The organism is Streptomyces sp. NPDC093018 (genome assembly GCF_040684035.1).
Lineage (GTDB): Bacteria > Actinomycetota > Actinomycetes > Streptomycetales > Streptomycetaceae > Streptomyces > Streptomyces murinus.
On sequence record NZ_JBFBFF010000001.1, the window covers coordinates 1 to 21,890 of the forward strand.

The window sequence follows — 21,890 nt, forward strand, 5'->3', positions numbered from 1 at the left end:
CCCGCCCACAACCTGACATCAGCAAGGTCCCCACCCATAACCACACCAACGACCAACCTGGCCATCAGTCACGGCAAACACCGTTGCAGTACTAGGGCCTTTCTTTCGGGTCTTGTCGGGGTCGCGGGGTCTGGGACGCACATCTGCGGCGTTGTCGTCCCTCGCCGATGCTCCGCGTCGACTCACTCCTCCGCCTTGCAGCTGCACGCACCAGACCCCGCTCGGGTCAGCCGAGAGGGGCCCTTGGCCGTGGCCGACCTGATCCGAAAGGAAGGCCCTAGCTCAGTACTCGCTCCAGCGTCCCGAGCGCGGAGCGCAGTTCCTCCGGTGTGATCGTCAGCGGCGGTGCCAGGCGGATCGTGGAGCCGTGGGTGTCCTTCGCCAGGATCCCCTCCCGCATCAGGCGCTCACTGATCTCGCGCCCGGTGCCGATCGCGGGGTCGATGTCGACGCCCGCCCACAGACCGCGGGCGCGGAAGCCCAGCACGCCCTTGCCCACCAGCTCGGTCAGGCCGTCCCGCAGGATCACGCCCAGCTCGGCGGCCCGCTGCTGGAACTCACCGGTCTCCAGCAGTTCGAGCACCGCGATGCCGACAGCCGCCGCGAGCGGGTTGCCGCCGAACGTCGAGCCGTGCTCGCCCGGGTGCAGCACGCCCAGCACCTCGCGCCGGGCCACCACCGCCGACACCGGCACGATGCCACCGCCGAGCGCCTTGCCGAGCAGCAGCACGTCCGGCACCACGTCCTCGTGGTCGACGGCGAGCGTGCGGCCCGTACGCCCGAGGCCCGACTGGATCTCGTCCGCGATGAACAGACAGCCCTTGCGCCGGGTCAGCTCGCGCACCCCGGTCAGATAGCCGTCGTCCGGGATGACCACCCCGGCCTCGCCCTGGATGGGCTCGATCAGCACCGCCGCCGTGTTCTCGTCGACGGCCTCCTCCAGCGCGGCCAGATCGTTGTACGGCACGATCGTGAACCCCGGGGTGAACGGGCCGAAGCCCGCCCGTGCCGTCTCGTCGGTGGAGAAGCTCACGATCGTCGTCGTACGGCCGTGGAAGTTGTCCGCCGCGACGACGATCGTGGCCTGACCGGCGGGGACGCCCTTGACGTCGTAGGCCCACTTGCGGGCCACCTTGATGCCGCTCTCCACCGCCTCCGCGCCGGTGTTCATCGGCAGCACCATGTCCAGGCCGGTCAGCGCCGCGAGCCGTTCCGCGAACTCGGCGAGCCGGTCGTTGTGGAACGCCCGGGAGGTGAGCGTGAGCTGGTCCAGCTGGCGGTGGGCGGCCTCGATCAGCGCCGGGTGACGATGGCCGAAATTGAGCGCCGAGTACCCGGAGAGCATGTCCAGGTAGCGGCGGCCCTCGACGTCCTCCACCCAGGTGCCCTCGGCCCGTGCCACGACCACCGGGAGCGGGTGGTAGTTGTGCGCCAGGACCGGCTCCTCCGCACGGATCAGGTCGTCGGACGTACGGGCGCGCGCGGGTGCGGTCATCAGCGGATCTCCTGGGTGCAGCACTTGATGCCACCGCCGGCCTTGTGGAACTCCGACAGGTCGACGGGGACGGGGACGTAACCGTGGTCGGCGAGGCGCTCGGACAGCGCCTCCGCCTGGGGTGCGATGAACACGTGCCGGCCGTCGGACACCGAGTTCAGGCCCCAGGACATCGCGTCCTCGCGGGTGGCCTCCACCGCGTCCGGGAACAGGCGCCGCAGCACCTCGCGGCTGCCCGGCGAGAACGCCTCCGGGTAGTAACAGACATTGGCGTCGTCCAGCACGAACAGCGCCGTGTCCAGATGGTAGAAGTACGGATCCACCAGCGTCAGGCCGATCACCGGGTGCCCCAGGAACTCCTGTGCCTCACGATGCGCCTCCCGGGTGGTGCGGAACCCGGTGCCGGCCAGTACGTACCGGCCCGTCCACACCAGGTCGCCCTCGCCCTCGGACACCGCTTCGGGGCGGTAGACGGTGTAGCCCGCCGTCTTGAACCAGGTGTCGTAGTGCAGCGACTCGGGGCGCCGCTCCGGCGCGTGGAACAGCGAGCCGAAGACCCGGCCGCCGACCACACAGGCCGCGTTGGCCGCGAAGACCATGTCGGGCAGGCCCGGCACCGGCTCGACGGCGTCGACGGTATGGCCGTGGGCGCGGTAGACGCGGATCAGCTCCTGCCACTGCTCGCGCGCCAGGTCCACATCGACCGGCCGGTCGGGGTTCATCCAGGGATTGATCGCGTACTGCACCGCGAAGTGTCTGGGTTCACAGACCAGGAAGCGCCGGGGGCGCGATTCACGGCTTTCGGACACAGAGGGTTCCCTCCGGTTTCCGTCTGTCACTGTTGGGTGACTCCACGGTAGGAAGGAACGAGGACGCGCGACAAGCGCAAAAAGCTGCGTGGACCTGCAACATCGCTGCGTTGTCGGGCTCGATCACGCAGCCCTGGTGCGCATACTCCCGATCACCCTCCGGAGGTCATCTCCGGGTCACTCGGGGGCCGCCTGGGTGGCACCCGCCTCCGGGCTGTCGGGGATGAGATGGGAGAGCACCATCACGCTGATCGTCTTCCGGATGAAGGGCACGGTGCGAATCCGCTCCAGCACCTCCTCGAAGTGGTCCACGTCCCGCGCCCGCACATGCAGCAGCGCGTCCGCGGCGCCGGTCACCGTCATGGCCGCCGTGATCTCCGGATGGTTGCGGACGACCTCCGCGAGCCGCCGGGGCGGGGCCGCGCCCTCGCAGTAGACCTCGACGTACGCCTCCGTGCGCCAGCCGAGCGCGGAGGGCTCGACCGTCGCCGTGAACCCGGTGATCACCCCGGTCTCGCGCAGCCGGTCCACACGCCGTTTGACCGCCGTCGCGGACAGCCCGATCGCCGCGCCGATCTCGGCGAAGCTGGTCCTGGCGTTCGCCATCAGCGCGGTGATGATCTTGCGGTCGAGTTCGTCGAAGGACGCGGTCCTGCTGCTCATGCGGGCAATGTAATCAGCCGGGAGCGTCCGGGACGCCGGGGGCGGCTACGACTGGGTGACGGCCATGGCGAGGGTCAGCAGCCCCAGCACCACCCAGCCGAACCACAGCCAGCCGTCGCCGCCGAGCGCGACGGTGTAGGCGGTCACGGCGACGAGGGTGCCGGCCGTGAGCGCGCCCATCGTCCTGATGGCGCCGCCATGGGGGGAGCCGCGCATCGAGCCGGGCGCGAAGTCGTGTGGGAAGTCGTGCGGGGAGCCATCGGTGGAACCGGTCATCGCGAGACCCTCCTCATGGACCGTCCGGCTCATGGACCGTCCGGCTCATGGACCGTCCGGTCCTGTTCCGTCCGACCATGGTGCCCCGGCGGCCGCCCGTAGGGGATACCCCCGACGCCGCCCCGGGGCGCGGCCGGCTCAGCCCTGGCGTGCGTTCAGGGACGCCAGGTAGGCGTTGTACTCCGCCAGCTCTTTGTCGCCGTCCCGGTCCGCCTGCCGGTCCTTGCGCTTGGCGTGGCGCTGCTCGGAGCCGTACCACTGGAACAGCAGCGCGATCAGCACCAGCACGGACGGGACCTCGCTGAAGGCCCAGGCGATGCCGCCGGCGTTGTTCTGGTCGGACAGCGGGTCGATGCCGAGGGAGGCGGGCGGGTGCAGGAAGGTGTTCACCATCGGGGTGGACGCCATCATCAGCGCGATGCCGAAGAACGCGTGGAACGGCATGCCCGCGAACAGCTCCAGCATCCGCATCAGATGACCCGGCCGGTGCGGGCCCGGGTCCACACCGATGATCGGCCAGAAGAAGACGACACCGACGGCGAGGAAGTGCACCATCATCGCGATGTGCCCGGTCTTCGAGCCCATCAGGAAGTCGAACAGCGGGGTGAAGTAGAGCACGTACAGGCTCGCGATGAACATCGGGATGGTGAACAGCGGGTGGGTGATGACCCGCATGTACCGGCTGTGCAGCAGCATCAGCAGCAGCTCGCGCGGCCCCTTGCGGCCCCGGCCCGCGGTCGGCAGCGCGCGCAGTGCCAGGGTGACCGGGGCGCCGAGCAGGATCAGGATCGGCGACAGCATGCTGATGATCATGTGCTGCACCATGTGCACGCTGAACATGACCATCCCGTAGTCGTTCAGCTTGGTGCACATCACCAGCATGATGGTCAGCACACCGATGGCGTAGGAGAAGGTGCGGGCCACGGGCCAGGTGTCGCCGCGCCGGCGCAGTCGTACGACCCCCCACGCGTACAGGCCGAGCCCGAGCAGGCAGGTGATCAGGAAGAAGGGCTCGGCCGAGAAGGCGAGCCCCCGCCCCAGCGTGAACGGCGGCAGATCCATCACCATGCCGTGCCCGCTGTGATCCATGTGTCCCATGTGATCCATGCGGCGGCTCCTGATTCATGGGGGTTGTACGTTTCTGTCCGCCCATAAGAGTAGGACCGCCCCCGATCATGCCGATGACCGGGGGCGGGTAGTTCAGGGCCGGACTAAAGCACGCACTCCGCCTCGTCGTACCGCTCCACCGGGACCGTCTTCAGGGTCTCCACGGCCTCGGCCAGCGACACCATCACGATGTCGGTGCCGCGCAGCGCCGTCATCATCCCGAACTCGCCCCGGTGCACCGCCTCCACGGCATGCCAGCCGAAGCGGGTGGCCAGCACCCTGTCGTAGGCGGTCGGCGTGCCGCCGCGCTGCACATGCCCGAGGATGACCGGCCGGGCCTCCTTGCCGAGGCGCTGCTCCAGCTCGATGGAGAGCTGGCGGGCGATGCCGGCGAAGCGCTCATGGCCGTAGACGTCCTTGCCGCCCTCGTCGAACTCCATGGAACCGGCCCGGGGCTTGGCGCCCTCGGCGGCGACCACGATGGCGAACCGCTTGCCCGCCGCGAACCGCGCGCCGACCTTGCGGGCCAACTCCTCGATGTCGAAGGGCCGTTCCGGTACGACGACGGCGTGGGCGCCGGCCGCCATGCCGGAGTGCAGGGCGATCCAGCCGGTGTGCCGGCCCATGACCTCCACGATCAGTACCCGCTGGTGGGACTCGGCGGTGGTCTTCAGCCGGTCCAGGGCCTCGGTCGCCACGGTCACGGCGGTGTCGAAACCGAAGGTGACATCGGTGACAGCGATGTCATTGTCGATCGTCTTGGGCACGCCCACGATGGGCAGCCCGTTGTCCGACAGCAGCCGGGCCGCCTTGAGGGTGCCCTCGCCGCCGATCGGGATGATCGCGTCCAGCCCCAGCTCCGCGACGTGCCCCCTGGCCCGCTCGACGCCGTCGCGCAGATGCTCGGGGCGGACCCGGGAGGAGCCGAGGATGGTGCCGCCGCGGGCCAGGATGCCGCCGACGGCGTCGAGGTCGAGCTTCACGGAGTCGCACTCCAGGAGGCCCTTCCAGCCGTCCCGGAAACCGATGACCTCGTCGCCGTGGTCGGCGACCGCACGGTGCACGACGGACCGGATGACGGCGTTCAGACCGGGGCAGTCGCCGCCGGACGTGAGGACACCAATGCGCATAGCCCGTATTACCTTCTCGAACGTGGGCCGGGAGACCGGACCACGTTGTCCGGCGGATTCCCGGTCACCCTACCGGCGTGAGGGGGTGGCTCCGTAGCGGGCGTCCGCCTGCTGGACGCGTCCGCCCAGATGAGCGGACGAGCTGTCAGGCGGGCCCACCACGAGCCTGCCGGAACCCGCTGAGAAGCCCCTGACGCGAGGCTTACGCCGGTGACCGCGACGGCCGAAGCCCGGTGCGCGCGACGGCCGAAGCCCGGTGCCGGTGACGGCCGAAGCCCGGTGCTCGCGCGGCCGTATGCGTGCGGCCGCGCGAGCACCGGGCTCCTGCGTGATCGTGCCTACGCCGGCTGCTGCGCCGCCGCGATGCGCTCCTCGCGCAGGGCGTCGTACCAGCGGTCGTCGATCGGCGGCAGCGCGTTGACGTCGAGCGCCAGCTTCAGCAGCAGGTCGGCGATCAGCGGGTTGCGGGCGAGGACGGGACCATGCATGTACGTGCCGAAGACGGTCCCGTTGTACGCGCCCTCCGTGCCGTCCCCGGTGCCGTTGCCCCGGCCGATCTTGGTCCGCGCGAAGGGGCGGGCGGTCGGGCCGAGGTGGGTGACGCCCTGGTGGTTCTCGAAGCCGGTCAGCGGGGGCAGGCCGAGCTGCGGGTCGATGTCACCGAGCACGTCGCCGACGCAGCGCTCGCCCTCGCCGCGCACCGAGACCACGTCGAGCAGGCCGAGGCCCGGCTCGCGCTGGCCGAGGTCGTTGATGAACTCGTGGCCGAGGATCTGGTAGCCGGCGCACACGGAGAAGACGATGGCGCCGTTCTGCACCGCCCGCTGGAGGTGTCCGTCACGGCGCAGCCGCTCGGCGGCGAGCCGCTGCGGACGGTCCTCGCCGCCGCCGATCAGGTAGATGTCCCCGGAGGTCGGGATCGGCTGGTCGCTGCGCACGTCGAGCCGGGCCACGTCCAGGCCGCGCTGCCGGGCCCGGCGCTCCACGACAAGGGCGTTGCCCTGGTCGCCGTAGGTGCTCAGCAGGTCCGGGTAGATCCACACCAGCCGCAGTTGGTTGTCGCTCATGAGGTGATCCCCTTCGAAGATCAGTTGCCGACGCGGCGGCGCAGGTCCTGGAACGCGGTGTAGTTCGCGATGACCTCGATGCGGCCGGGCGGGCACAGCTGCACGGCCTGGTCGAGGTTCTCGCAGACCTGGAAGTGCTGGCCCGCGACCTCCAGGCGTACCGCGAGGTCCAGCTTGCGGTCGCCGAGCACGAAGATCGGGTGACCGGTGAGCCGGGTGTAGTCGACGTCCCACAGCCAGGAGGTGTCGGTGCCGTCGGCCCCGCGGGCGTTCACGGCCAGGATCACCGGGGCGGGCGGCGGGTCGATCAGCGAGAAGGTCTCCAGCCAGCCGGCCGGGTTCTTGGCCAGCAGCAGGCGCAGATCGCGGTTCTGGAACTGCACGACGTCGTACCGGCCGGCCACCGCCTGCACCTGGTACATCCGCTCAAGGGCGACCTGCGGCGGCACCCCGAAGACGGCGGCGACGGCCGCGGAGCTGGCCGCGTTGGCCTTGTTGGCGCGGCCCGGCAGCTGGAGGTGGATCGGCCAGGCGGAGCCGTGCGGGTCGAGGACGTGGTCCCCGGACAGCGCCCAGCTGGGCGTGGGCCGGCGGAAGCCGCACTCGCCGCAGTACCAGTCGTCGCCGGGGCGCTGCATCACGCCACCGCACGACGGGCAGGACCAGGCGTCGTCCTTCCACATCTGACCGGCCGCGACCCAGACCACGTTCGGGGACGAGGAGGCGGCCCAGACGACCAGCGGGTCGTCGCAGTTGGCGATGACGACCGCCTTGGAGCCGGCCAGGCCCTCGCGCCAGTTCTCGGCGAGCATCCGGGTCTCGGCGGCGCGGTCGAGCTGGTCGCGGGAGAGGTTCAGCAGCGCGATGCACTTCGGGTCGGTGTCCCGGGCCACTCCGGCCAGGTACTTCTCGTCGACCTCTATGACGCCGAACTTGGCGTCCGAGCCGCCCGCCAGCGCGGAGGTGATGCCGGCCGGCATGTTGGCGCCGAGCGCGTTCGACACGACCGGGCCCGCGGCGCGCAGCGCCTCCGCGATGAGCCGGGTGGTGGTGGTCTTGCCGTTGGTGGCGGACACCAGGATGACGTCCAGGTTCTGGGCCAGCCGCGCCAGGAGGTCGGGGTCGAGTCGCAGTGCGACCTTGCCTCCGATCACCGACCCGCTGCCACGTCCGGCGGCCCGCGATGCCGCCGCGACCGCCTTGCCCGCGGTCACGGCCAGCTTGGCCCGCGGCGTGAGCGGGTCCGAGTTGCCTGCCATCAGTTCTCGATCCTCCTTGCGTACGCGCCGCGCCTGGGGCCATCCGGCAACGTGGTGTGAACCCTCAGCCTATCGAGATCCATTCGCACACCCGAATCCCGGTCCGCACCCACTGCGGCGGGCATGAGCTGAACGAACCGTACCCTTGCCGCCATGCGACACGGTTCCATTCCGGGCGTCCACGGGCGCGTCCGGCCTCTCACCCTGCTCGGCGACCCCTGCCTGCGCGAACGCTGCGAGGACGTCACCGACTTCGGCCCCCGCCTCGCGACGCTCGTGGAGGACCTGTTCGCCACGATGTACGCGGCCCAGGGGGTGGGCCTGGCCGCGAATCAGGTCGGGGTGCCGCTGCGGGTGTTCGTCTACGACTGCCCGGACGACGACGATGTCCGGCATCTCGGGCATGTGGTGAATCCCCGTCTGGTCGCGACGGACGGGATCGTGCTGCGGGGGCCCGAGGGCTGCCTGTCCCTGCCGGGCCTGGAGGCGGGCACCGAGCGGTACGACCATGCCGTGGTCGAGGGGTTCACGGTCACCGGCGCGCCCGTCACCGTCCATGGCACGGGCTTCTTCGCGCGCTGCCTCCAGCACGAGTGCGACCACCTGGCGGGCGGGGTGTACGCGGACCGGGTGACCGGGTGGCGCAGGCGGAGGCTGGAGCGGCAGATCGGGCGGGCCGCCTGGAGCCGGTGATCCCCCCGGGGCCCCGAAGTCGTGGCTCAGAACCCCGGGCCGCCCACCCGGTCCCCGGCGGCCGCGAGCCGCCCCCACAGCAGGTCGGCGAGCGAGCGCACCAACTCGGCGCGGGAGCAGGGGCGTTCGCCGAGCCACCAGTCGCCGGCCGCGTGCATCATCCCGACGATCCCGTGCCCCCACACCCGGGCGAGCTGCTGGCTGCCGGGGCCGAGGTCCACCCGCTCCTCGATGACCTGGGCCAGGTCCTCGCCCATCCGCCGCAGCAGCGGGGCGCTGTGCTTGCCGACGTCGAAGCCCTGGTCGGTGCCGGTGCTGCCCTCGGAGGGGTGCATCAGGAACCGGTAGACCTGGGGCCGGGCCTCGATGGCGGCGAGGTAGGTGTCCAGCGTGGACTCGACCCGCTCGCGCCGCTCCGCCGGAGCGTCGAGCGCGGCCCGCAGGGAGGACAGGAGGGCGTCGGTGTGCCGCTTGGCGAGCGCGGCGTAGAGTCCGCCCTTGTCGCCGAAGTGCCGGTAGAGGATGGGCTTGGTGATCCCCGCCTCGGCGGCGATCGCGTTCATCGACGCCTGCGGGCCGTCGCGGAGCACCACCCGGTCGGCGGCCTCCAGCAGCTCGCGCCGTCGGCGGTCGGCGGACCGTTGCTGATCGGTCCGCTGTGTGGTGTCCATGAATGCTCTCCCCACCCGTGTTGATTCGGTGACGCCTGCGCAAACTAACACTGACCGGGCCGCTGACATCGAACGGGATACCGAGAGGTCAGTGCAGGTTGACTTTTCCTACCGGTCAGTAACAGACTCGGGTTACCGCAAGTAACACATCGTACCGCCGCTGGAGGGGACATGGCCGAGTTCACCATGGAGCTGAACGACGAACAGAAGGAAGTCCGGGACTGGCTCCATGGCTTCGCCGCCGATGTGATCCGGCCCGCGGCCGCCGAGTGGGACGAGCGCGAGGAGACCCCCTGGCCGGTCATCCAGGAGGCCGCGAAGGTCGGCATCTACTCCCTCGACTTCTACGCACAGCAGTACTTCGACCCCACCGGCCTCGGCATTCCGATGGCCATGGAGGAGCTGTTCTGGGGCGACGCGGGGATAGCCCTGTCCATCGTGGGCACCGGCCTGGCCGCGGTGGGCGTCCTCGCCAACGGCACCGAGGAACAGATCGGCACCTGGATCCCGCAGATGTACGGCGACGCCACCGATGTGAAGGTCGCCGCGTTCTGCTCCTCCGAGCCCGACGCCGGCTCCGACGTGGCGTCCATGCGCACACGTGCGGTGTACGACGAGGCCACCGACGAGTGGGTGATCAGCGGCACGAAGACCTGGGCGACCAACGGCGGCATCGCCAACGTCCATGTCGTCGTGGCCAGCGTCGACCCGGAGCTGGGCTCCAAGGGCCATGCCTCCTTCATCATCCCGCCGGGCACACGGGGTCTCGCCCAGGGCCAGAAGTTCAAGAAGCACGGCATTCGCGCCTCGCACACCGCCGAGGTCGTCCTCGATGACGTGCGCGTTCCCGGTTCCTGCCTGCTCGGCGGCAAGGAGAAGCTGGACGAGCGCCTGGCGCGCGCCAGGGAGAAGGCGAAGGCGGCCGGTGGCGAACGTGTGAAGAACGCGGCGATGGCCACGTTCGAGGCGTCCCGGCCCGCGGTGGGCGCGATGGCCGTCGGCACCGCCCGCGCCGCTTATGAGGTCGCGCTCGAATACGCCAGGACGCGGGAGCAGTTCGGGCGCCCCATCATCGACAACCAGGGCGTCGCATTCCAGCTCGCCGATATGCGGACGCAGATCGACGCGGCCCGGCTGCTGGTGTGGCGGGCGTCCTGGATGGCCATCAGCGGCAAGCGGTTCACGGCCGCCGAGGGCTCGATGTCGAAGCTGTTCGCCAGCGAGACCGCGAAGAAGGTGACCGCGCAGGCGATCCAGATCCTGGGCGGGAACGGGTACACCCGGGAATATCCGGTGGAGCGGATGCACCGGGACGCGGCCATTTACACGATTTTCGAGGGGACGAGCGAGATTCAGCGGCTCGTCATCGCCCGGACGCTTTCCGGAATGCCGATCCGGTAGCGATCCGCTCGCTTTTCGGTAACGCCGAAAAGGGGAACTGTGCGATTTCGGCCGCCCGTTGGCGGTGACTGATCGCGCAGTTCCCCGCGCCCCTTCGGGGGCGCTCGAATCACCCGTGTTTCAAGGGTGTGAGTTGTTCGATGTCGTACTTCAGCCGCAAGGCCTCTATCGCCTCCTGATCGGGCGGGCCGCCGTCGCGGAGGATTTCGAGGAGTTCCTCGAAATAGCGCTCGTGGTCGGGGGGCGGGCTCGCCTGGAAGAACATCTTGGCGGGGGTGTCCGTGGGGTTCGCGAAGGCGTGCGGACAGCCCGGGGGTACGACGATGACCGTGCCCGGGGTCGCCCGCACCACCCGGTTGCCCGAACTCGACTCCCACCCCTTCCAGCTGTCGGGGGTGCGGATGCGGGGCTCGAAGGCGAGCACGTCCAGCTCGCCCTCCAGGACGTAGAACAACTCCTCGCTGCGGGTGTGCACATGGGCGCCGACGTCGAAGCCCGGCGGGACCTCCACCTCGAAGGTGGAGGCCATCCGCGAGTGCGTGCCGGTGACCTTGAACGTGACCCGCTGTGCGGGCGTCTCCACCACCCGGCCCTGGCCGGGCGGCACGAGCAGCCCGTCGACCGATGCCGATGTCAGCCCTTCGATCGTCGTCATCGCCGGATCACCACATCACGGGCAGGGCCTCGGGACCGCGGATCAGCGCCCCCTTCCTGAAGGGCACCTCCTCGGCCGGTACGGCCAGTTTCAGACCCGGGATCCGGTCCAGCAGCGCGTCGACCAGCAGCTCGGACTCCAGCCGGGCGAGCTGCCCGCCCGGGCAGTAGTGCGGCCCGAAGCCGAACGACACATGCGGGTTGGGACACCGGGAGAAGTCGATCTCCTCCGGGTCGGGGAAGACCTCCGGGTCGCGGTTCGCGGCCAGGTACGACACATAGACCGCGTCGCCCGCGCGGATGCGGACACCCCTGATCTCCACGTCCTGAAGGGCGATCCGGGACAGCCCGACCGCGTTGCGGTGCGGGATGTACCGCAGCAGCTCGTCGATCGCCTTCGGGCGGATCTCCGGTTCGTGGCGCAGCCGTTCGGCCAGGTCGGGGCGGGTCAGCAGCAGATAGAACATCTGCCCGCTGTTGTTGGTGACCGCCTCGCCGCCGATCTGGAGGAGGACGGCGAGTCCGACGGCCTCCTCCAGGGTGACCTCGCCCGCGCTCACGGCGGCGCCCAGCAGCGAGGTGACGTCCTCGGCCGTGCTGCTCCCGCGCGCCCCGATGAGACCGGAGAAGTACGCGCTCATCTCGCGCTTGGCCCGCTCGCTGACCTCCTTGCCGTGCGCGGAGGACAGGATCAGCTGGGTCCACTCGTGCATGTCGTGCCGGTCGGCCGCCGGGACGCCCATCAGCTCGCAGATCACCGCGATGGGGAAGGGGCTGAGGATCGCCGCCGTCAGATCGGCCGGCGGGCCGTCCTTGAGGAGCTGGTCGATCTGCTCGTCCAGCATGCCCCGCGCCTTCTCGCGCACCCGCTCCACACCCCGGGCGGTGAAGGCCGCGGTGACCGAGCGGCGCAGCCGGGTGTGGTCGGGCGGGTCCAGGAAGCCGACCGCGCCGCGGTCCGGTATGAAGTGCGGGGCGAGCCGGGTGACCGGCTTGTCCATGACCGCCTCGCGGCCGAAGCGGGGGTCGTTGGTCACCATGCGCACATCGTCGTGCCGGGTGATCAGCCACGCCCAGCCCTCGCCGTTGGGCAGCTGGATGCGGGTGACCGGGCCCTCGCGCATCAGCTCGGCGAGCACCGGGTCGAAGTCGGTTCCGGTGAGGTCGAGCGCCGGCCAGTGGCGGACCGGTGGCACGGCCTCGGCGAGAGTCGCCTCCTCGGTCTCCGTCATCGCCCGCCCCCGTCGCCGTCGGTCCAGCGGCCGACCGTCATCTCGGCGGTGATGCCGGGGCCGAAGCCGGCGAGCAGTCCGCGCGCCCGCTCCTCGGGGCCGCCCTCGTCGAACAGCCGGCGCAGCGCGTCCAGGACGACGGCGCTCGCGATGTTGCCGTACTCGGTGAGCGTGGACCGGCTGAACCGGAACGCGTTCGGCTCGACCTCCAGGAACTTGCTGAGGTCGTCGAGGATGCGGGGACCGCCGGCGTGGATGATGTAGAAGTCCAGGTCGGTGGCGTCCCAGCCGTGGTTGCCCGCCAGGTCCTTGAGGGCCGGGGCGAGCGGCTCCATGGTGGTCGGCACCCGCTTGTCCAGCAGGAAGTGGAAGCCGGTGGCCCGGACGTCGTAGGCGATCCAGTCCTCGGTCTTCGGGATCAGGTAGGAGCCGTTGCGCTCCAGCTTGACGCCCCGGCCGCCGCGTCCGCGCACCACGGCGGCGGCGATGCCGTCACCGAACAGGCCGTTGGACAGCAGCGAGCCGACGCCGAGGTCGGTGGGCTGGTAGCACAGCGAGCAGAACTCGCAGGCCACGATCAGCGCGTTGGCGTTCGGGTACGCCGTGCAGAAGTCGTGCGCCCGGTTTATCGCCGCGCCGCCGGCCGCGCAGCCCAGCTGGGCGATGGGCAGCTGCCGGGTGGTGCTGTCGAAGTCCATCTCGTTGATCAGCCAGGCCGTGAGCGAGGGCATCATGAAGCCCGTGCACGACACGTAGATGATCACGTCGATGTCGGTGGTGAGGAGCTCGGCGTCGTCCAGCGCCCGTTGGATCACCGCGGGCACCCGGGCCTTGGCCTCGTGCTCGTAGAGCTTGTTGCGGTCCTCGAAGCCGGGGTGCTTGAGGGTCTCCTCGATGGGCTGCACGATGTGCCGGGTCTTCACGCCGGTGTTCTCGATGAGCCTCAGTGCCAGCGCCAGTTGAGGGTGGTCCGCGTGGCGGGAGCGCGCCAGCTCCAGCGTCTCCTCCATCGTGATCACGTGCTCCGGGACCGACACCGAGGGTCTGCACAAAGTCGCCATGAACCGTCCCTGCTTTCCGCGTGTCCGGCGGGCCTTCACCCACCGGTCAGAAGGTGGTTCACCTCAGGAGGTGCTCCACCCACCGTCACCCGTCAGGACCACGATCTCGCGCTGGGTTACTCCGAACCGGGGACGCCGCGTCAGGCTCGAAGGAGGACTTCCGGCGCCGGACGAGGGAAAAATCCATGCCGGCCGTTAACGCGAAAGCCCTGCTGGGGACGGCCGTCGAGGCCCTCGCCCCGGACCCCGCGGCAGACCGGGTCGTGCCGCTCGTCGAACGCGGCGAGGCGCCCGCCGGGATCCTGGCCGTGCCGGCCCCGGAACAGTGGTGGGTGATCTCCGCCGACCGGGCCGCCGGGCACCTCACGGCCTTCGCCGAGGCATGCGGGATCACGGCGGAACGCGCGCGCGATCAGGTCCCCCGGGCCGGCTGCCGGGCCTGTCCCGCGTACGTCGCCTTGCGCGTGCTCAACGCGTCCCCGGCGGACGTGATCGTGGCTTTGACGGCGAACTTCTCGACGTGAGGCGGAACTTGCAGGTGCGCAAAGAGCTACGGCGCTCCGCTGCTGTGCGCGATGCACGCGACGTCGATACGGTCGGCCAGCTTGGCGAGTTCGATCGTCAGCTCGGCCACCGTGTCCTCGTCCAGCCGCTGTTCCCCGGTCTCGACCAGCCGCAGCCAGCGTCCGCCCACGGTCCGCAACAACTTGCTCACATCGGCGGCGGCCACCTGAAGGGTCCCGCGGTCGTCGACGATCAGAGGCAGAGTCACTTCGCGGTTCACAAAAGAAGATGGTAGCCGCGCATACCTCACGCACTCTGCCAAACCGTGGTGATGTTGCAGAACTCCCGCATTCCGTGCCCGGACAGCTCACGCCCGTACCCCGAGCGCTTCACACCGCCGAAGGGGAACGCCGGATGGGAGGCGGTCATCCCGTTGACGTACACCGCCCCGGCCTCCAGGTCCCGTGCGAACCGCTCGACTTCGCTCTCCTCGCGCGTCCAGACGTTCGAACTCAGTCCGAACGGGGAGTCGTTGGCGATGAGCAGCGCCTCGTCCAGGTCGTCGGCCCGGTACAGCGTGGCGACCGGTCCGAACGCCTCCTCGCGGTGGATGCGCATCTCGCGGGTGATCCCGGCGAGCACGGTCGGCGGGTAGTACCAGCCGGGCCCCTCGGGGCGGGCCCCGCCGCACAGCACCTCGGCCCCGCTGCGCCGCGCGTCGTCGACCAGCTCCTCCAGGTCCGCGCGGCCCTGCTCGCTGGCGAGCGGTCCGATCTCGGTGTCCTCCTCCAGCGGGTCCCCGATCCTGAGCGCCTTCATGCCCGCCACGAACCGCTCGGCGAAGGCGTCGTAGACATCGCGGTGCACGATGAACCGCTTGGCGGCGATGCAGGACTGCCCGTTGTTCTGCACGCGCGCGGTCACCGCGACCTCGGCGGCCCGGTCGACATCGGCGGAGGGCATGACCACGAACGGGTCGCTGCCGCCCAGCTCCAGGACCGTCTTCTTGATCATCTCCCCGGACGTGGCGGCGACCGCCCGCCCGGCGGGCTCGCTGCCGGTGAGGGTGGCCGCCTTGACCCGCTCGTCGCGCAGGATGTCGTCCACCGCCGCGGAGCCGACCAGCAGCGTCTGGAAACAGCCCTCGGTGAAGCCCGCCCGGTGGAACAGGTCCTCCAGGTACAGGGCGGTCTGCGGGACGTTGGAGGCGTGCTTGAGCAGCCCCACGTTGCCCGCCATCAGCGCGGGCGCCGCGAACCGGATCACCTGCCAGAGCGGGAAGTTCCAGGGCATCACCGCGAGCACGGGGCCCAGCGGGCGGTAGCGGACCCGGACCCGGGCCGCCCCGGAGTCGCGGACGTCCGCCTCGGCGGGCTCTTCGTCGGCGAGCAGGGCCTCGGCGTGCTCCGCGTACCAGCGCATGGCCTTGGCGCACTTGACGGCCTCCGCGCGGGCCTGCTTGGCCGGCTTGCCCATCTCGGTGGTCATGACCCTGCCGATCTCCTGCTGGTCCCCCTCCAGCAGGTCGGCGGCCCGGTTCAGCAGCCGGGCGCGCTCGGCGAACGGCGTCGTCCGGTACGTGCGGAACGTGGCCTCGGCGAGCTGGAGCCGGCGTTCCAGCTCCTCCTCGCCCATGGCCTCGTACGTCTTGAGCGTCTCGCCGTTCGCCGGGTTGACCGTCGCGATGGGCATAGCTGACCTCCCCTTGAAGCGGGCTGTGCTTCGACCTTCGCGCGCGGCCCGCCGGGACGCAACGCCAGGTCGCCTGTTCAGCCCGAGTGCTCCGCCAGCCGGTCGAGAAACGCGGCCTGCGCGGTGATGATCACCTCACGGGCCTTCGCCAGGCCGAGCCAGGCCACCCGGTCCAGCTCCGGGAACTCCGTCCGCCGTCCCGAGCGCGGCGGCCACTCCATGGTGAAGGTGCCGGGGCTGAAGCCGCTCAGGTCCGGATCCCCGGGCAGCGCCCAGGCCGTGACGACCTTGCCGTTGCGCTGTACGACCTCGCCGAGCGGTACGGCCTCCCCGTCGGGCGGCGCCAGGCCCAGCTCCTCCTGGAACTCCCGCCGGGCCGCGTCCCACGGGGGCTCGCCGGCCTCGTACTCGCCCTTGGGGACGGTCCAGGCGCCGGCCTCCTTCTTCGCCCACAGCGGGCCGCCCATATGGCCGAGCAGCACTTCGAGCCCGTCGCCGGTGTGCCGGTACACCAGCAGTCCCGCGCTGCGTTTCGTCGTACGCACCGTCACGGTGTGACCTCCGGGTGGGCGGCGAGCAGGGCCTCCACGGTATCGGCCTCGGCGGGGCCCTTGTCCTCGCGGTAGCGGAGCACGCGGGCGAAGCGCAGGGTGACGCCGGCCGGGTAGCGGGAGGAGCGCTGGAGGCCGTCGTAGGCGATCTCCACGACGAGTTCGGGGCGCACCCGGACCGTCCAGCCGTCGTCCTCCACCGCCAGCCGCAGCAGCCGCTCGGTCTGCCAGGCGAGCAGCGCGTCCGTCAGGCCCTTGAAGGTCTTGCCGAGCATCGCGAAGCCGCCGTCCGCGGTGCGGGCGCCGAGGTGCAGGTTGGACAGCTTGCCGGTGCGTCTGCCGTGGCCCCATTCGGCGGCCAGCACCACCAGGTCGAGGGTGTGCACCGGCTTGACCTTGAGCCAGGCGGCGCCGCGGCGGCCCGCGCTGTAGGGGGCGGCCAGCGACTTCACCACCACGCCCTCGTGGCCGCGGGCCAGGGTGTCGGCGAGGAAGCGCTGCGCCGCCGGGACGTCCCCGGGGCCCTCGGCGAGCGTGCGCCGCACCCGCATCGGCTCGGGCACCAGCCGGGCCAGATGCGTGTGCCGCTCGGCGAAGGGCAGGTCGAGCAGATCGCGGTCGTCCGCCGCGAGGACGTCGAAGAAGACGGGGGCGACCGGGACCTGTTCGGCCGCCCGCGCCACGTCCGTGCGGGAGCCGACGCGGCCCGCGGTCTCCTGGAAGGACCGGGGCCGTCCGGCCGCGTCGAAGGAGATCACCTCGCCGTCCAGGATGAACCGGTCGCCGCCCAACTCCAGTGCGGCGGCGGTCACTTCGGGCAGCCGGGCGGTGATGTCGTCCAGGGTGCGGGTGTGCACGCGGACCGTGTCGCCGTCCCGGTGCACCTGGACCCGGATGCCGTCCAGCTTCTCCTCCACCGCGCAGGCGCCCAGCTTCTGAACGGCCTCGGCGACGGAGGCCGCGCTGTGCGCCAGCATCGGCAGCACGGGCCGCCCCACGGTGAGCCGGAACCGGTCGAGCGCGTCGGGACCCTCGCCCAGCAGGGCCTCGGCGACGGCCTGGAGCGAACCGGACAGCATCACCGCCCGGCGTACGTCCCCCGCCGCCGCGCCGGTCGCCAGGGCGAGGCCCTCCACCGCGACGGCGTCCAGGGCGCCCTGGCGGACCTCGCCGGTGAGCAGGCCGAGGAGGAAGCGCTGCTCGGCCTCGGTGGCCGCGCCCAGCAGCGCGCCGACGAGCCGGGCGCGCTCGGCCTGGGAACCGGCCCCGGACACCCGGCCCAGCTCGGTGAGGGCCGCGTCGACCTCGCGGACGGTGAGCGTGGCCTCGGCCGCCGCCGGTACGTGCCGTCCCAGCACCTTCCAGCCGACCCCGAGCCGCCCCTGCGGCAGCCGCCCCGCGAGATACGGGATGACGACCGGCACGTCCGCCGCCTCCGCCTCCCGGAACAACTCGGCGAGCAACGCGACCTTCCGCGACCTGGCCGCCGTCGCGGCCACCTCCCCCGAGACCTCGGCGAGCCGACTGAGCAACATGACCTCAGAGTGCCGCAGGGCTCCGCCGGACGCGCGGTGTGGGTGCGCCTCGTTGTCCGGTGCGGGTCCGTTGTGGCTGGTCGCGCGGTTCCCCGCGCCCCTTCGGGGCGCATATGCACGGGTCTTTGGATTTGCGGGATTGACAACTCGGCGTGCCGAATCTGCAATGCCTGTATGAGTACCGAAGACGTCCTGGCCGAGGTGGGCCCCCGGCTGCGCCGGATCCGCAAGGAGCGGGAGGTGACCCTGGCGGCCCTGTCTCAAGCCACCGGCATCTCCGTGAGCACGCTGTCCCGACTGGAGTCCGGGCTGCGCAGACCCAGCCTGGAGCTGCTGCTGCCGATCGCCCAGGCCCACCAGGTCCCGCTGGACGAGCTGGTCGGCGCGCCGCCCGTCGGCGACCCCCGGGTGCGGGCCGAGCCGGTGCGGCGGCACGGCCGTACGTTCTGGCCGCTGACCCGCCAGCCCGGCGGCCTCCAGGCGTACAAGGTCCTCGAACCCAGGCGCACCGAGGAGCCGGAGCCGCGCAGCCATGAGGGGTACGAGTGGCTGTACGTGCTGTCCGGGCGGCTGCGCCTGGTGCTCGGTGAGCATGACGTGGTGCTGGCGGCGGGGGAGGCGGCCGAATTCGACACCCGGGTCCCGCACTGGTTCGGGTCCGCGGGGGAGGGCCCGGTGGAGTTTCTGAGCCTGTTCGGGCCCCAGGGAGAGCGGATGCATGTGCGGGCGCGCCCGGCGGCGCGCACCTGAGCCTTTCGGGGGGTGTTCCCTGATGGGCAAGCGACCGCTTAGTATGCGGGCGGATCCGGTCGGACGATGCGGTCGCGTGGAGGCCCCGTATGCAGGCATGGCAGGTGCACGAGAACGGCGAGCCGAGCGAGGTGATGCGCCTCACCGAGACCGGGCGGCCCGTCCCGGGCGACGGCCAGGTGCTGCTGCGGGTGCGGGCGGCCAATGTCAACTTCCCCGACGCGCTGCTGTGCCGGGGTCAGTACCAGGTGCGGCCGCCGCTGCCCTTCACACCGGGCGTGGAGATCTGCGGCGAGACCGAGGACGGCCGCCGGGTGCTCGCCACCCCCGCACTGCCCTACGGCGGTTTCGCCGAGTACGCCCTCGCGGACGCCGCCGCCCTGCTGCCCGCGCCGAAGGCGCTGGACGACGCGGAGGCCGCCGCGCTGCACATCGGCTACCAGACCGGCTGGTTCGGACTGCACCGCCGGGCCCGGCTCGAAGCGGGCGAGACCCTGCTGGTGCATGCCGCGGCCGGTGGCGTCGGCAGCGCGGCCGTACAGCTCGGCAAGGCGGCCGGAGCCACCGTGATCGGCGTGGTCGGCGGCGCCGAGAAGGCGGCGGTCGCCCGGGAGTTGGGCTGCGACCTGGTCGTGGACCGGCGGGTCGAGGATGTCATCGCCACCGTGAAGGCGGCCACCGGCGGGCGTGGCGCGGATGTGATCTACGACCCCGTCGGCGGCGAGGCCTACGCGCAGTCCGCCAAGCTGGTCGCCTTCGAGGGCCGGATCGTGGTCGTCGGCTTCGCCAGCGGCACCATCCCGACCCCGGCGCTCAACCACGCCCTGGTGAAGAACTACGCCGTCCTGGGCCTCCATTGGGGCCTGTACAACACCAAGAACCCCAAGCTGGTCCAGCACTGCCACGAGCAGCTGACCGAGCTGGCCGCGCGCGGCGCGATCAAGCCGCTGGTGAGCGAGCGGGTGCCGCTGGCGGGGGCCGCGGCGGCCGTGCAGAAGGTGGCGGACGGCCGCAGCACCGGCCGGATCGCCGTGACGACGGAGGTGGCCGCGTGAGCGACGCCGGTGAACTGCGCGACCGCACCCGGGAGTTCCTCGCCGCACACCCGCCCGGACGGACCGAGCGGCTGGACTTCCTGCGCGCCCGCTTCGACGCGGGCCTCGCCTGGGTGCACTACCCCGAGGGGCTGGGCGGCCTCGGCGCGCCGCGCTCCCTCCAGGCCGTCGTGGACGCCGAGTTGGAGGCGGCGGGCGCCCCGGACAACGACCCCCGGCGGATCGGCATCGGCCTCGGCATGGCCGCCCCGACGATCCTCCAGTACGGCACCGAGGAGCAGAAGCGCCGGCTGCTGCGGCCCCTGTGGACGGGCGAGGAGGTCTGGTGCCAGCTGTTCAGCGAGCCCGGCGCCGGATCCGACCTGGCCGCGCTCGGCACCCGGGCCGTCCGGGAGGGCGACGACTGGGTGGTCAACGGGCAGAAGGTGTGGACCTCCAGCGCCCATCTCGCCCGCTGGGCCATCCTGATCGCCCGCACCGACCCGGCCGTGCCCAAGCACCAGGGCATCACCTACTTCGTGTGCGACATGACCGACCCCGGTGTCGAGGTCCGGCCGCTGCGGCAGATCACCGGTGAGGCCGAGTTCAACGAGGTGTTCCTCACCGATGTCCGCATCCCCGACAGCCGTCGCCTCGGCGCGGTCGGCGAGGGCTGGCGGGTCGCGCAGACCACGCTCAACAACGAACGCGTCGCCATCGGCGGCATGCGGCTGCCCCGCGAGGGCGGCATGATCGGCCCGGTCTCGAAGACCTGGCGGGAACGCCCGGAGCTGCGCACCCACGATCTGCACCAGCGGCTGCTGAAGCTCTGGGTGGAGGCCGAGGTCGCCCGGCTCACCGGCGAACGCCTGCGCCAGCAGCTCACCGTCGGCCAGCCCGGACCCGAGGGCGCCGGCATGAAGCTCGCCTTCGCCCGCCTCAACCAGGAGATCAGCGGCCTGGAAGTGGAACTCCGGGGCGAGGAGGGCCTGCTGTACGACGACTGGACCATGCGCCGCCCGGAACTGGTGGACTTCACCGGACGGGACGCCGGATACCGCTATCTGCGGGCCAAGGGCAACAGCATCGAGGGCGGGACCAGCGAGATCCTGCTGAACATCGTCGCCGAACGCGTCCTCGGGCTGCCCGCCGAGCCGCGCACCGACAAGGACGTCGCCTGGAAGGACCTGGCCCGATGACCGACCTGCTGTACTCGGAGGAGGAAGAGGCGCTGCGGGCGGCCGTACGGGACCTGCTCACCGACCACTGCGCCGCGGCCGATGTCGCCGCCCGCGCCGAGTCGGCGGCCCCGCACGACCTCGGCCTGTGGAAGTCCCTCGCGCAGAGCATGGGCCTGGCCGGGCTGCTGATCCCCGAGGCGCTCGGCGGTCAGGGCGCCGGCCACCGTGAAGCCGCCGTCGTCCTGGAGGAGCTGGGCCGGGCGGTCGCCCCGGTGCCGTACCTCACCAGCGCGGTCGTGGCCACCGAGGCCCTGCTCGGCTGCGGCGACGAGGAACTGCTGGGCAGCCTCGCGACCGGGCGCACCATCGGCGTGCTCGCCGTCGGACTGCACCTCGGGCCGGGCGCCGCGGTACCGGTCGTACGGCTCGAAGACGGCACCCTGCACGGCGAGTTGACCGGCATCGCGGACGCGGCCGCCGCGGATGTGCTGCTCGTCCCGGCCGACGACGGCGGACTGTACGCGGTGGCCGCCGACGCCGTCACCCGCACGCCCCAGGTCTCCCTGGACCTCACCCGGCCGCTCGCCACCGTCACCCTCGACGGGGTGTCCGGCCGCCGGGTCGGGGACGCGGAGCCCGCCGTACGACGGGCACTGCGGGCCGCCGCCGGGCTGCTCGCCTCCGAGCAACTGGGGCTCGCGGACTGGGCGTTGACGGAGACGGTGCGGTATCTCAAGGAGCGCAAGCAGTTCAACCGGCCGGTCGGCGGGTTCCAGGCGCTCAAGCACCGGCTCGCCCAGCTGTGGCTGGAGGTGGTGAACCTGCGGGCCGCCGCCCGCGCCGCCGCCGACGCGCTGGCCACCGGCGAGGACACCGACATCACGGTGGCCGTCGCCCAGGCGTACGCCGCCCCCGTCGCCGTCCGCGCCGCCGAGGAGGCGCTTCAGCTGCACGGCGGGATCGGCATGACCTGGGAGCACCCCGTGCACCTGGGCCTGAAGCGGGCCAAGGCCGACTCCCTCGCCTACGGCACGGCGGGCACCCACCGCGAGGCCCTGGCCGAACTGGTCGATCTGCAGGCTCCCTAGAGCAGCGGTAGAGCCGTAACGCCTGAAACACCACACG

Annotated in this window: 23 protein-coding genes; 7 read left to right on the forward strand and 16 right to left on the reverse strand. The window is 71.4% G+C overall.

Going from position 1 to position 21,890, the window contains the following annotated elements:
- Positions 1-277: 277 nt before the first annotated feature.
- From rocD to AB0N90_RS00040, 8 genes are all read right to left on the reverse strand, one after another.
- Positions 278-1,495 carry an ornithine--oxo-acid transaminase gene (rocD, locus tag AB0N90_RS00005; RefSeq protein WP_365191997.1) on the reverse strand — a complete coding sequence of 406 codons (1,218 nt, stop codon included), beginning with the start codon at positions 1,493-1,495 and terminating at the stop codon, positions 278-280.
- Positions 1,495-2,304 (reverse strand): dimethylargininase, encoded by an 810-nt coding sequence (gene ddaH, locus AB0N90_RS00010; protein WP_361669230.1) that lies wholly within the window; start codon positions 2,302-2,304, stop codon positions 1,495-1,497. The genes rocD and ddaH overlap by 1 nt, the downstream gene beginning before the upstream one ends.
- A 177-nt stretch (positions 2,305-2,481) precedes the next feature.
- On the reverse strand, positions 2,482-2,967 hold the full coding sequence (locus AB0N90_RS00015; protein WP_085562760.1) for an Lrp/AsnC family transcriptional regulator: 486 nt from the start codon (positions 2,965-2,967) through the stop codon (positions 2,482-2,484).
- Between the two features lie 45 nt (positions 2,968-3,012).
- Positions 3,013-3,243, reverse strand: a complete 231-nt coding sequence (locus tag AB0N90_RS00020; RefSeq protein ID WP_361670385.1) for a hypothetical protein — start codon at positions 3,241-3,243, stop codon at positions 3,013-3,015.
- A 138-nt stretch (positions 3,244-3,381) separates the two neighbouring features.
- Positions 3,382-4,332, reverse strand: coding sequence for a cytochrome c oxidase assembly protein (locus AB0N90_RS00025; RefSeq protein WP_365192754.1), 951 nt, complete (start codon positions 4,330-4,332; stop codon positions 3,382-3,384).
- A 122-nt stretch (positions 4,333-4,454) separates the two neighbouring features.
- Entirely contained in the window at positions 4,455-5,480 is a 1,026-nt protein-coding gene (locus AB0N90_RS00030) for a 6-phosphofructokinase (RefSeq protein WP_085562762.1), read from the reverse strand.
- A 338-nt stretch (positions 5,481-5,818) separates the two neighbouring features.
- Positions 5,819-6,547 carry a type 1 glutamine amidotransferase gene (locus tag AB0N90_RS00035; RefSeq protein WP_037658850.1) on the reverse strand — a complete coding sequence of 243 codons (729 nt, stop codon included), beginning with the start codon at positions 6,545-6,547 and terminating at the stop codon, positions 5,819-5,821.
- A 20-nt stretch (positions 6,548-6,567) separates the two neighbouring features.
- Positions 6,568-7,806 (reverse strand): MurT ligase domain-containing protein, encoded by a 1,239-nt coding sequence (locus tag AB0N90_RS00040; protein ID WP_361669234.1) that lies wholly within the window; start codon positions 7,804-7,806, stop codon positions 6,568-6,570.
- A 153-nt stretch (positions 7,807-7,959) separates the two neighbouring features.
- On the opposite strand from AB0N90_RS00040, the gene def reads away from it, so the two are divergent.
- Positions 7,960-8,499: a peptide deformylase gene (def, locus tag AB0N90_RS00045; protein WP_365191998.1), complete on the forward strand. Its 540-nt coding sequence runs from the start codon at positions 7,960-7,962 to the stop codon at positions 8,497-8,499.
- Positions 8,500-8,525: 26 nt separating this feature from the next.
- On the opposite strand, the gene AB0N90_RS00050 is transcribed toward def, so the two are convergent.
- Positions 8,526-9,170 carry a TetR family transcriptional regulator gene (locus AB0N90_RS00050; protein WP_128789005.1) on the reverse strand — a complete coding sequence of 215 codons (645 nt, stop codon included), beginning with the start codon at positions 9,168-9,170 and terminating at the stop codon, positions 8,526-8,528.
- Between the two features lie 171 nt (positions 9,171-9,341).
- Between AB0N90_RS00050 and AB0N90_RS00055 the strand changes: the two genes are divergently transcribed.
- Positions 9,342-10,571: an acyl-CoA dehydrogenase family protein gene (locus AB0N90_RS00055; RefSeq protein ID WP_365191999.1), complete on the forward strand. Its 1,230-nt coding sequence runs from the start codon at positions 9,342-9,344 to the stop codon at positions 10,569-10,571.
- Between the two features lie 109 nt (positions 10,572-10,680).
- Here the strand turns inward: AB0N90_RS00055 and AB0N90_RS00060 are convergent, their stop codons facing one another.
- Genes AB0N90_RS00060 through AB0N90_RS00070 form a run of 3 tightly spaced genes read right to left on the reverse strand, consistent with a single transcriptional unit; the run spans position 10,681 to position 13,518 of the window.
- Positions 10,681-11,226 (reverse strand): cupin domain-containing protein, encoded by a 546-nt coding sequence (locus AB0N90_RS00060; protein WP_365192000.1) that lies wholly within the window; start codon positions 11,224-11,226, stop codon positions 10,681-10,683.
- A 7-nt stretch (positions 11,227-11,233) separates the two neighbouring features.
- Positions 11,234-12,457 (reverse strand): cytochrome P450, encoded by a 1,224-nt coding sequence (locus tag AB0N90_RS00065; protein ID WP_365192001.1) that lies wholly within the window; start codon positions 12,455-12,457, stop codon positions 11,234-11,236.
- Positions 12,454-13,518 (reverse strand): type III polyketide synthase, encoded by a 1,065-nt coding sequence (locus AB0N90_RS00070; RefSeq protein ID WP_037658861.1) that lies wholly within the window; start codon positions 13,516-13,518, stop codon positions 12,454-12,456. The genes AB0N90_RS00065 and AB0N90_RS00070 overlap by 4 nt, the downstream gene beginning before the upstream one ends.
- Before the next feature lie 185 nt (positions 13,519-13,703).
- Between AB0N90_RS00070 and AB0N90_RS00075 the strand changes: the two genes are divergently transcribed.
- Entirely contained in the window at positions 13,704-14,042 is a 339-nt protein-coding gene (locus AB0N90_RS00075; RefSeq protein WP_365192002.1) for a hypothetical protein, read from the forward strand.
- A 26-nt stretch (positions 14,043-14,068) separates the two neighbouring features.
- Here the strand turns inward: AB0N90_RS00075 and AB0N90_RS00080 are convergent, their stop codons facing one another.
- The 4 genes from AB0N90_RS00080 to AB0N90_RS00095 form a co-directional block, all read right to left on the reverse strand.
- Entirely contained in the window at positions 14,069-14,302 is a 234-nt protein-coding gene (locus tag AB0N90_RS00080) for a DUF6213 family protein (RefSeq protein ID WP_037658862.1), read from the reverse strand.
- 26 nt (positions 14,303-14,328) lie between these two features.
- A complete protein-coding gene (locus AB0N90_RS00085; protein WP_365192003.1) occupies positions 14,329-15,714 on the reverse strand; it encodes an NADP-dependent succinic semialdehyde dehydrogenase in 1,386 nt (461 codons plus the stop codon).
- Between the two features lie 77 nt (positions 15,715-15,791).
- Entirely contained in the window at positions 15,792-16,265 is a 474-nt protein-coding gene (locus tag AB0N90_RS00090) for an NUDIX domain-containing protein (protein ID WP_365192004.1), read from the reverse strand.
- Positions 16,262-17,800, reverse strand: a complete 1,539-nt coding sequence (locus tag AB0N90_RS00095) for an ATP-dependent DNA ligase (protein WP_365192005.1) — start codon at positions 17,798-17,800, stop codon at positions 16,262-16,264. The genes AB0N90_RS00090 and AB0N90_RS00095 overlap by 4 nt, the downstream gene beginning before the upstream one ends.
- A 174-nt stretch (positions 17,801-17,974) precedes the next feature.
- On the opposite strand from AB0N90_RS00095, the gene AB0N90_RS00100 reads away from it, so the two are divergent.
- The 4 genes from AB0N90_RS00100 to AB0N90_RS00115 all read left to right on the forward strand — a co-directional run bounded on the left by AB0N90_RS00100 (position 17,975) and on the right by AB0N90_RS00115 (position 21,853).
- On the forward strand, positions 17,975-18,550 hold the full coding sequence (locus tag AB0N90_RS00100) for a helix-turn-helix domain-containing protein (RefSeq protein WP_162134057.1): 576 nt from the start codon (positions 17,975-17,977) through the stop codon (positions 18,548-18,550).
- 89 nt (positions 18,551-18,639) lie between these two features.
- On the forward strand, positions 18,640-19,605 hold the full coding sequence (locus tag AB0N90_RS00105) for an NADPH:quinone oxidoreductase family protein (protein ID WP_365192006.1): 966 nt from the start codon (positions 18,640-18,642) through the stop codon (positions 19,603-19,605).
- A complete protein-coding gene (locus AB0N90_RS00110; RefSeq protein WP_365192007.1) occupies positions 19,602-20,783 on the forward strand; it encodes an acyl-CoA dehydrogenase family protein in 1,182 nt (393 codons plus the stop codon). Before AB0N90_RS00105 ends, AB0N90_RS00110 begins: the two co-directional genes overlap by 4 nt.
- Positions 20,780-21,853 carry an acyl-CoA dehydrogenase family protein gene (locus tag AB0N90_RS00115; RefSeq protein WP_365192008.1) on the forward strand — a complete coding sequence of 358 codons (1,074 nt, stop codon included), beginning with the start codon at positions 20,780-20,782 and terminating at the stop codon, positions 21,851-21,853. Before AB0N90_RS00110 ends, AB0N90_RS00115 begins: the two co-directional genes overlap by 4 nt.
- Positions 21,854-21,890 lie beyond the last annotated feature (37 nt).